8 protein-coding genes and 1 pseudogene are annotated in these 9,808 nt (G+C 35.3%); 1 reads left to right on the plus strand and 8 read right to left on the minus strand.

All coding sequences use genetic code 11. The features are described 5' to 3' along the window. Nucleotides 1–36: 36 nt before the first annotated feature. The 8 genes and pseudogenes from AB8B52_RS00915 to AB8B52_RS00950 all read right to left on the minus strand — a co-directional run. Nucleotides 37–251 (minus strand): annotated as a pseudogene (locus AB8B52_RS00915) (IS110 family transposase); the annotation flags it as partial. 191 nt (nucleotides 252–442) lie between these two features. Further along, on the minus strand, nucleotides 443–613 hold the full coding sequence (locus tag AB8B52_RS00920) for a hypothetical protein (protein WP_406024314.1): 171 nt from the start codon (nucleotides 611–613) through the stop codon (nucleotides 443–445). Nucleotides 614–615: 2 nt separating this feature from the next. Next, entirely contained in the window at nucleotides 616–2,088 is a 1,473-nt protein-coding gene (gene guaB, locus AB8B52_RS00925) for an IMP dehydrogenase (RefSeq protein ID WP_406024316.1), read from the minus strand. 266 nt (nucleotides 2,089–2,354) lie between these two features. Beyond that, nucleotides 2,355–4,835 carry a TonB-dependent receptor domain-containing protein gene (locus AB8B52_RS00930; RefSeq protein WP_406024318.1) on the minus strand — a complete coding sequence of 827 codons (2,481 nt, stop codon included), beginning with the start codon at nucleotides 4,833–4,835 and terminating at the stop codon, nucleotides 2,355–2,357. Beyond that, nucleotides 4,825–6,186 (minus strand): HTTM domain-containing protein, encoded by a 1,362-nt coding sequence (locus tag AB8B52_RS00935; protein WP_406024320.1) that lies wholly within the window; start codon nucleotides 6,184–6,186, stop codon nucleotides 4,825–4,827. The genes AB8B52_RS00930 and AB8B52_RS00935 overlap by 11 nt, the downstream gene beginning before the upstream one ends. Before the next feature lie 3 nt (nucleotides 6,187–6,189). After that, complete coding sequence (locus AB8B52_RS00940) at nucleotides 6,190–7,317, minus strand: imelysin family protein (RefSeq protein ID WP_406024322.1); 1,128 nt, start codon at nucleotides 7,315–7,317, stop codon at nucleotides 6,190–6,192. Nucleotides 7,318–7,384: 67 nt separating this feature from the next. Then, on the minus strand, nucleotides 7,385–8,497 hold the full coding sequence (locus AB8B52_RS00945; RefSeq protein ID WP_406024324.1) for a hypothetical protein: 1,113 nt from the start codon (nucleotides 8,495–8,497) through the stop codon (nucleotides 7,385–7,387). A gap of 268 nt (nucleotides 8,498–8,765) precedes the next feature. Continuing rightward, nucleotides 8,766–9,629, minus strand: a complete 864-nt coding sequence (locus tag AB8B52_RS00950) for a hydroxymethylglutaryl-CoA lyase (RefSeq protein WP_406024326.1) — start codon at nucleotides 9,627–9,629, stop codon at nucleotides 8,766–8,768. Between AB8B52_RS00950 and AB8B52_RS00955 the strand changes: the two genes are divergently transcribed. Further along, nucleotides 9,629–9,808 (plus strand): hypothetical protein (locus AB8B52_RS00955; protein WP_406024328.1); only part of this gene is annotated, 180 nt, incomplete at its 3' end. The two genes, AB8B52_RS00950 and AB8B52_RS00955, sit on opposite strands and share 1 nt — an antisense overlap.

Genomic DNA, 9,808 nt, shown 5'->3' on the forward strand with positions numbered 1-9,808 from the left:
AACAAAGTACTGTGGTAAAAAACAAGTAAAATCTCATTAATTTTTCACTAAAGTACTTTTATATTCACCATCATAAATCAACCCTGATTTAGCTATTGCAAAAGCTTGTTTTAGCAACTTATTACACACTGCAATTAACGCTAGTTTTTACTCTTTACTTGGGCTACTATTCTCTCATAAAGATCTCTGCAAGCCTTGTTGTATTTGCAAGTATTAAAACTGAACATAAATAGTAAATTTCTGAGTTTCTGAGTCAATTCAGAAATTCCAAATTAATATTGATGCCTGAAAAAAAGTATAATTTTAAGGCATCACCAGAATCTCTAAGCTTCGCTAAAAATTCACTACATATAACCTGACTCAATGGCATCGTTCCACCGAGATATGTACTATTTCAATAAGTCAAATTCAAAAAAAATGGACATTTGAAAATCGTTTACTTCTACCCTTTCTTCAATTTCAAATCCTTACGAATAGCATATAGAAAAACACAAGCTCCAATGACTTTTAATGTAAGCACAGTGCCTGAATAATTCATGTCATTTACAAAGAATACAACAGAACCTGCAATTACAAATGTAGCAGCAGTGGCTTTCAGCTTATTGAATTTCATAGTTATCTCGAGTAATTTGGTGCTTCTTTGGTGATGGTGACGTCATGTGGATGACTTTCGTTAATACCACTTGCCGTGATTTTTACAAAACGACCATTCTCTTTTAACGTTTCAATATCTTTTGCACCACAATAACCCATTCCGGCTCTAAGTCCACCAATAAATTGATGAATACTTTCAAATAAATCCCCTTTATAAGGCACACGACCCACAATACCTTCTGGTACTAACTTTTTAATATCATCTTCTACATCTTGGAAATAACGGTCTTTACTCCCTTGTTTCATGGCTTCAACAGAACCCATACCTCTGTAAGATTTAAACTTTCGACCTTCGTATATAATCGTTTCACCTGGACTTTCTTTTGTTCCTGCTAAAAGCGACCCTAACATTACCGTATCTGCACCAGCTGCAATCGCTTTAGGAATATCTCCTGTATAACGAATGCCTCCATCTGCAATCACTGGCACACCAGAACCTTTTATGGCGGCTGCCACTTCTAAAACAGCAGAAAATTGCGGAAAACCAACACCTGCAACAACACGTGTGGTACAAATTGAACCTGGTCCAATCCCTACTTTTACAGCATCAGCTCCAGCTTCTACTAAATATTTAGCAGCTTCGCCTGTCGCTATATTTCCAACGATAACATCTAAATCTGGAAACTGTTGCTTTATCGCTTTTAAAATCGTGACCACACCAACGGTATGACCATGTGCTGTATCAATAACTACAGCATCGACTCCAGCATTAACAAGGGCTTCTGCTCTATCAACAGCATCACCAGTAACACCAATCGCTGCAGCAACTCTTAATCTGCCGTAAGTATCTTTGTTGGCAATTGGCTTTTGCGTCACCTTGGTGATATCTCTAAAGGTAATTAAACCGCCAAGTTTATAATTTTCATCTACAATCAGTAGCTTTTCAATTTTATGCTTTTGTAGAATTTTCTCAGCATCTTTTAAAGAAGTGCCAACAGAAGCCGTTACTAAGTTTTCACTAGTCATCACTTCTACAATAGGTCGCTCACTTTTGTGCTCAAATCTTAAATCGCGATTGGTAACAATACCTTTAAGCGTTCCATTTTCATCAACAATAGGAATTCCTCCAATGCTGTGCTCTGCCATACTTCTATTGGCATCAGCAACTGTAGCCGATAATGGTAAGGTTACAGGATCGATAATCATTCCGCTTTCGGCACGTTTTACACGTCTTACTTTTGCGGCTTGATCTGCAATCGTCATGTTTTTATGCAACACACCAATACCTCCTTCTTGTGCCATGGCAATAGCCATTTTACTTTCAGTAACCGTATCCATAGCTGCAGAAACTACAGGAATGTTGATAGTAATATTTCTGGTAAATTTTGTTTGAATATTAACTTCGCGTGGAAGAACTTCGGAAAAAGCAGGAACTAAGAGTACGTCATCATAAGTAAGACCTTCTCCTAAAATTTTATTTTCGTGTGCAGTCATGGCAATTAAGATATAATTGCATGCGAAGATAAGGTTTTTTTCTGCATTATAATTTAATATGAAATGCTAAATAATTTATAAGAAGTCAGTAGTTGCATACGCACCAAAAATTAATCATAATTAATTAATCCTATGCTATTTGAATTATTGATAATTGTCCATTCGAGCGCAGTCGAGAACTATTGATCTACTTCTTGTAGGTTTCGACTGCGCTCAACCAGACAGGTGCTAATTAATTACCTCACTACTTCTAAAAATAGAATACTCTAAATTTTAAATTCTAAAGTCATATAATAACTTCTAGGCAAAGCCGGAATGATCCCTGGACCAGGATATCCTGTGGCACGTTGTGTAAAATATTGTTCGTTCAAAAAATTATTAACTCCCGTTTCTAAAGTCCATTTTCTGTAACGATAGGATAGCGATAAATCAAAAACCGAATATGCTGGTATCGATCCAATGATACCACTGACATTATCGCCCAAATCTTGAGGTGCGTTTGAAGCGTCCGTAAATTGCGATGACAAATAGGAATATTGAAAATCGGCTAAAAAATTCTTATAACCCATTTTAAAACCTGTCCTTAGGTTAAGGTTGGGCACAAATGGCAATTCGTTGCCTTCGACTCCTGGCACTTCAGATGCAATAAATTCAGATTGAATTGCAGCTAAATTGATATAATAGTTAAGGCGATATTCGTCTTTATTTTCGAAAAACGTTTCTCTTAAATTCCAGTCTATTAAACCTTCAAATCCATAAGTTAAAGCCGTACCAATGTTACCTCTAAAACGTACAATACGCCCATTCTCAACTTCGTTGCCAAAAGCATCTATTCTGGTGGATGTGCGCAATACTTCATCTATGCGATCTCTGTAAAGTAAACCAAATACATTCACATCATAAGACAGTACATTTTTGTAACGCCCTCTAATTCCTAAATCTGCCGTAAAACCACTTTCATCTTGAATATTAGGATCGACTTGCAATGCAGGATTTATAATTCGAATATCACTAAACGTTACCGATCTATAGTTCTGTGAAAAATTACCATAGACTTCTAAATTTTCATTAGGCTTATAGCCTACTCCTAAACCTAAAAGTAGAATGTTACGTTCGCGCGTTCGGTTGTCATCAAATGTTGAATCTAATAATGGATTGCCTGCTAAATCTCTATTTACAGCTCTGAAAGTCCCTTCGCTTTCGGTTTTTATATATTCGAAACGAACGCCTGGTGTTACCGATAATTTATCGGACAGGTAAAAAATATTTTCAGCAAAAAAGGCGGCATTTAGATTCGGGAAGTCAAAATCGGACTGTCGTAATTCGCTAGGCAAATCCTGAACCTCATAATCAATAAAATTAAAATTAGCATCATTACCATTGGTTCCAGGTCCTTGTCGTTCTTCATTGAAAGCTTGGTAATATTTACTTCCGACTAATAAAATCGATTTTTTAGAGCCGATATTATAGTTTTTCAGATACCGTAATTCTGCTCCCCAATTTCTAAAATTCCCGACTTGCAAATCACGTGGTTCGTCTAAATCATCAACCTGAGAGACACGATTGGTTCTGAAGCCAATAGCACTTCGAGAGGAATTCATTCCAAATAAAATGGCATTAAACTCTTCATCTTCTGAAAATTTATGATTGAATTTTGCGGTGAGTAAATTCCAATTCACTTTAAACCAATTCCGAGTTCTATTACTAACCGTTGGGTCTTGATAGAACTGCGCATCTGTTAATCCGCCTGGTTGTTGGGCTGTGTAACTTAAATGTGTGTATTCTAAGCCAATACTCGTTTTCTCAGATAGTTGATAATTCAAATCTGTGAACGCATTAAAGGCTTCTAAGCTCATATTTGCTCGTGGTGCTTGGTCTAAATTGTTTTTATAAGACACATAAGAATAATGGCTAAACTTACCATTAGTACCACTAAAACTGTTGAATGTTGAGAACCCTGAATTGGTATCCCAACTTTGGCGCGTTACAATTTCTAAGGGTTTTTCTGAAGGTGATCTTAGTTTGAAATTGAGTAAACCACCAAACTGCGTTCCGTATTGTAAAGATGCCGCACCACGCAGTACTTCAATTTCTTCTAAAGCTTCGGCTGGTGGTGTGTAATAACTTTCTGGATAGCCTAAAACATCGGCACTTATATCATAACCATTTTGTCTGGTATTAAAGTTGGCTGTTCGGTTTGGGTCTAAGCCACGACCACCAATTGAGAGTTGTAAACCGCTATTGGTGCTTTCGTAAATATTAAGTCCAACCACTTGCGAAAATACTTGACGTGCATTGCTGTTGCTTTTATTACCAACCATCTGACTGACTAATACCACCTCATTTTTTTTGCCTGCATAAATACTAGTACCTTCAGCATCCTTGGCACGTTTTAAATCGAAAATGGCACGACGTTTAGCTTGTATTACAACTTCGGAAAGCTGGTTGTATTTTTCAACTTTAACAGAAACAACTTTATCTGCATTAATAATAAATGTTTTTTCAGACCAAGCATAATCATCATTATAAAATACTATAGTGCGCGCTCCAGCTTTTAAAATTTCTAACTGAAAATACCCATTAGCATCCGTAGTAGTTTCTTTACCTGATGAAGTATCGAATACTTTAATATAGGGAATCGCTGTTTGAGATGTGGCATCTAAAACAGTACCTGAAAGCTTAAATTGTGCATTGGCTACAAAGCCTAAAACACAACATAGATATATCACTAGTTTTCTAAAATCCATAAATTTTATCGTTGAAAGGCAGAATCCAATCTTTGTGTTTCCAACTGTCTTTTATTTTGGTTAAATCTATATTTGGGTCTATAAATCGCTGGCTTAAGCGTCCATTTAATGCGATGTAACTGTTGACATACACTTCAGGATTTTTAATCCCTTTGGTTCTAAAATGGCCTTCTAAGAACGTTGCGAATTGTAAAATAAAATCGGCTTGTGTGCGCAATTGCTTTTCTTGGTATGGAGTTAAAAATTCGGAATGATCGACATAAAACCAGTTTTTAGTTTCAGGATTTACAATTTTGTACTGCACATAACCGCCTTTTTCCATAAGCATCACACGCCACGAAAAACGATAGCCTTCTTCCGTCCAAAACAACTCATCAGGATACACTAAATATCTGAAAGGAAATAGAAATTGAAACGCGAAAAATACCACTAACAAACCTGTAATGATTCTGTTTTTCATATTCGGCATCCATTCTAAAATCATTGTTTTCGGTCGATCTTTAATTCTGAATAATCGTCTTAAAACTGAAATGATTTTTTCATGAAAAGCAGCATCAAAAAAGATTAAGGTGGATAAAATCATCACGTAAGGAAAAATACCGATTGGGAAAAGTATGCGTGTTAATACATGAAACACCACGACCAAAACAAAGGCGAATACACGTGTTCTTTTATAAAAGAGAAGAAATGGAATGGACAAATCATACAACATACCGCTCCAACTCATGAGATAATGCATCCATTGCTTTTGAAACATGTCTCCAAGTAATGGTAAATCATAAAGTGAGGGCAGCCAGATTTGTAAAGGCATGGCTCTTAGTAACCAGTCTGAATTTAACTTGGCTAAACCTGCATAGAAATACACAATAAACAACATCAACTGAATCACCAAAATGTTATAACGCGGAATGTGTGTAAACGCGATTTTAGAATTTCGCTTCGCGTCTATTGAAAAATAACGATGTGCAGGTAAAAAGATAAGTAGAAAGCCAATGATACTCACAAAATAGTAATGGTTGAGATAGTAGGTTTTATCCATAAGCTCACAATACGTAAAGCTTAGGAAAAACAGAATGGCACTTAATCTGTATTTGTAACCTAATACAATGCCCAATGATGCTAATAAGGTTATAACATAAAGTATACAAGTATATTCACCAAAATCTGTGACAAACTCAAAACCAAAATATTTAAAATGAAATGTGGGATTGACGTAATACGTTTCTACCCAGTTTTGCGATAAAAACCGCAACGTAGAAAACAGCATGAGACACCCAAATATAATCCGAAAGACCGCAAGTGGAGCGGCCTTTACAGAATGTTTTAAATATGTGGTTAGGGTTTTTAACAAAACTTAATCTCCGTCGTTACTTTCAAAAGCGATGTTAATATTTAATGCTGACATCATATCCGATTTTAGAAACACCACATTATCTTGAAGCGCTTCAAAAGCTTCTAACATCTGAGTATTATTGGTATTAATTTGCTGATAAAAATTAGCGTCTAAACTAGAAATGAAATCTCTTGATGCATCAAATTGATTATTAATTAGGAGTGACAAGTCATCTCCATCTTTCATGGTATTTAAAAAATCGAGATAACTTTCTAAACTTTCGCCTTTAGCAGTTGAATTAAAATGGTCTCCACGAAAAAATGCCTGAAATGCATTTAATCCTTCTAAACATAATGTTTTTGAAAGATCTTTTTTATAAAATGCTTCTACCTTTGAAGGTTGTAATAGTCCTCCAGAACCAACTCCAGATGGAATACCAATCTTTCCATTTCTAAAAAACACCTCGTAATATTCTAAATACTTATTCACTAAAATATTACTAGAACTGTTTGAGGCATTACCACTATTGTTTACAAACGTCGTTCTGTAATCTGCTACCCATTCCGAAACAACTTCATTCGTTAACATTTCGATACGATTAACAACATCTGTTAAATACGTCAAATAATTATTTGCATTGCTATGTGTTGTATAAAACTGAAGAAGGTCTGCATCTGTATCTGCCAAACCAAATAGTAAATAATCTAAAGCAGGAAAGCCTTGTTCGTCATTTCTATTGATGTCTTGTAAGGCATAATTTCCAGAACTAATATTAGCATCAATATTGGCAGCATTTGTTGGATAAATATTAATGAAATTTCTGAAAAATTTAGTTTCAGCTGGTCCAATGGTAAACATTTCAACATTTTGCCAAGATATATAAGCGGTTTCCCAAGTTTGACGTAATGCATTCAAATTAGCGTCATTTGGATTAGCTTCAAACGTATCTGAAGCTGTTTTTAACGCTGTCACTTTTGTATTAAAATCTTGATATGCAGGAATAATAATATTATCTGCCCAATTGGCTAACATCACTTGTCTATCAAAACTATCTGCATTGTTACTATTTACCGAATCGTCGTCGCTACAACTGTAAATTGCCACACAACATAAGATTATAAATGGAAAAATAAGTTTTAAAGATTTCATAGGTTTTCTTTTTTATAGCAACAGAAAATCGCCTTAGAGCGATTTTCTGTTTTAATTATAGTACTAATTATGGGTTGTTGTTAACATAAAAGCTCGTCACCTCTGCATCTGTAAAACCGTAAATGTTTTTTAAATCGGCAATAACAGCATCTAAATTTGAAAATAAACTCACTTCATTTAAAAATCTATGACTCCCTGGATTTTGACCTTCTACAGCTAAGAAATTTCCTAAAATGCTATCAATTTCCGCATCTGTAATCATCTTGTTTGGCAAACCTTTAAAACCATGTGCAAATGCCACACCTTCAGCATAAGCATGCATCGCATTTCCAAGGGCAGCGTCTTTATCAGGCCCATCAGGCAAATCAAATGCTGCACTCAATTGATCCTTTGTAGCGTTGCAATAGTAGATTACAGTTGCAAAGTTAGACATCTCCCAATTTCTTAAATAATCTGCGAGTGCTTCATCTCTAACCGCATCGAATGAGTTACCAGCTTCTATGGCTGCTTTAGCTGTAATTAAATTGGCTTTGATGTCGAAGAAGAAACCTGTTTGTTCTGTAAGATTTGAACGTCTTCTAGAATAAGTTGCTGCTGCCGTAGTTTCAGACGGATTAAACGTGATGTCTGCACCATGAATCTCTACTAACTTATCAATAGCAACAGAATCTGTTAAGTCACCATTAATAACCGTTAATGCGTGATTATATAAAGCAGCTCCAAAAGAACCCTTCTCTATCATTTGCTCTAATTCTAAACCGTACTCATCTAATAAACGCGAGCCCAAAAGACCTCCTTCTTGTCCCATTGCTGGCATATTATCAAATCCTGGATTTTGGAAACCATCGGCCGAATTTGCCGAATTTACCAATTGTACCAACCACTCGGTGACTAAGGTTCTATAATTTGGTAACGTTACCGCTGATAATGTTGTAGGATAAGCAATAGGATCTACCGTTACAGATTGCGCGTTAGATTCTGCATCGTTTACAGCAGTAGTAACTGCTGAGAGCTCATTAATTACAGTATTTTCCGCAGTGACATTCGCATCAAAATCAACCGAAATATATCCAGTAGGAATGTTTAATGTGGGTGTTGTTGGAGTGTTTTCATCATCGTCATTACATGATGTAAATAAGGCTCCTGCCATAAATAAACTTAAGACTAATTTACTCTTCATTTTAATCATTTTTAAATCGTTTAACTATTCTTATTAAGACTTGTTATAAATAATTTCTGCAAAAATAATACTGTAAGTTAATTCTACAAAGTTTATTTAGACTTATTTTAAATAAACTATTAAAACTCTGTAATTCAGCATATTATAAACGCAAAATAATAAAACAAAAAAAGAGTTTCCTTAAAAATAACAACAAATAAGTGATTTATTTTCAGAATGTTAGATACCAAATAAGACCAAATTCTAAAAAAAAAGAATGATTTAAAGATTAATGAAAAGCACTAAAAATTTTAGTCGCTTCGTTGTAAGAACTCTCAAAACACATCGCATTTAAATCGTGTGCTTTTTTCTGTGTGAAATAGGATAGCATTTTTTCGGTAGGCATATTACCTGTTAACACATCTTTTGCCATTGGGCAACCACCAAACCCTTGAATGGCACCATCAAAACGACGGCAACCCGCGGAGTATGCTGCATCGATTTTTTCAAACCATGTGGTTGGTGTGGTGTGTAAGTGCGCACCGAATTCAATATTTGAATACGATGGAATTAAATTAGAGAATAAGTATTCTATATTTTCAGGATCTGAACTTCCTATGGTATCGCTTAAGGATAAAATTTTCACACCCATTTTTGATAAACGCTCAGTCCACTCGCCTACAATATCCACATTCCAAGGATCACCATACGGATTACCGAAACCCATTGAAATATAAACCACCACTTCCTTATTGGTCGTATTGGCAATTTCTAAGATTTCTGAAAGTGTTACCACAGATTGTGCAATGGTTTTGTGCGTATTTCGCATTTGAAAATTCTCGGAAATAGAAAACGGAAAGCCTAAATAATCAATTTCAGAATGTTTAGAAGCATCTGCTGCGCCTCTTGTATTGGCAATAATAGCGAGTAGTTTACTTTTAGTTTTACTTAAATCTAATTGTGCTAAAACTTCAGCAGTATCAACCATTTGCGGAATCGCTTTTGGTGAGACAAAGCTTCCAAAATCAATCGTATCGAAGCCGACACGAAGTAACGACTGAATGTACTGTACCTTTTGTTCTGTAGGTATCCAATCTTTAATGCCTTGCATGGCATCTCTAGGACATTCTATGATTTTGACCGCTTTATTCATTGGTTCAAATATACAGTATTGATGTTGAAATTAAAACAGAATTTGAAGATGAAGATGAAGATGAAGATGAAGATGAAGATGAAGATGAAGATGAAGATGAAGATGAAGATGAAGATGAAGATGAAGATGAAGATGAAGATGAAGATGAAGATGAAGATGAAGATGAAGATGAAGATGAA

Source organism: Winogradskyella sp., assembly GCF_045105575.1.
Taxonomy (GTDB): domain Bacteria; phylum Bacteroidota; class Bacteroidia; order Flavobacteriales; family Flavobacteriaceae; genus Winogradskyella.